This is a genomic window from Lactobacillus sp. UMNPBX16, assembly GCF_002553775.1.
Lineage (GTDB): Bacteria > Bacillota > Bacilli > Lactobacillales > Lactobacillaceae > Lactobacillus > Lactobacillus crispatus.
In genome coordinates this window covers 1-654 of record NZ_PCYU01000098.1, presented here as the reverse complement: position 1 = coordinate 654, position 654 = coordinate 1, and the positions used below count along the sequence as shown (strand labels likewise).

The window sequence follows — 654 nt, the reverse complement described above, 5'->3', positions numbered from 1 at the left end:
CTGAAATAATTCTCATTTTAGTTGATTCTCACTTTTTTCTTGTTCAAGTTGCAATTTCTTTTCTGCTTTTTGGGCCATCTCAGCTAATTGATTTTCAATATGTTGGCTATCCAAATTTACTTCTTCTTCAGCTGAAATTTCGACATGATTAACAAAATCCAAATGAGCAATTTGTCCTTTGATTTCATTGCATTCGTTGCGATTAACATAAAGAACACAATATTTCATTTTTTTAGAAAAATAAACAATGTCACCAAAATGGCGCAACTTATATTGATCACTAACTGATTTTAAATAAATAATCAATGCTACCCTTTTAATTAAGTGGGTACTTTCAATTTCTTTATTGATACTCATGCAACTGTTTCATCCTTTTCTTGTAACATTTTTTCATTTGCTGAAACGTTCAGTACTAAACCAATCGCAGCAGTCAAGACAATCATTGATGAACCACCATATGAAATAAATGGCAGCGTAACCCCCGTAATCGGCAACAATCCTAGTACTGCACCGATATTAAAGAATGCTTCTGTAAAAATAATAGTCGTCACGCCAAAGCAAATTAATGCGTCGAATTGAGAAACCGCGTGAACCCCAACTTCCATAATCTGCCACATCAAATAAAAGAGTAATCCAACCAATAAAATTGTCAGA

The 654-nt window shown here is 33.2% G+C and carries 2 protein-coding genes; both read right to left on the bottom strand.

Going from position 1 to position 654, the window contains the following annotated elements:
• Positions 1-12 precede the first annotated feature (12 nt).
• The gene (locus tag CP367_RS10550; protein WP_005718878.1) at positions 13-357 is read right to left on the bottom strand and encodes a YlbG family protein; all 345 of its coding nucleotides are present in this window, start codon (positions 355-357) and stop codon (positions 13-15) included.
• A partial coding sequence (locus CP367_RS10545; protein ID WP_158227337.1) for an FtsW/RodA/SpoVE family cell cycle protein occupies positions 354-654 on the bottom strand: 301 nt, incomplete at its 5' end. The genes CP367_RS10550 and CP367_RS10545, both read right to left, overlap by 4 nt.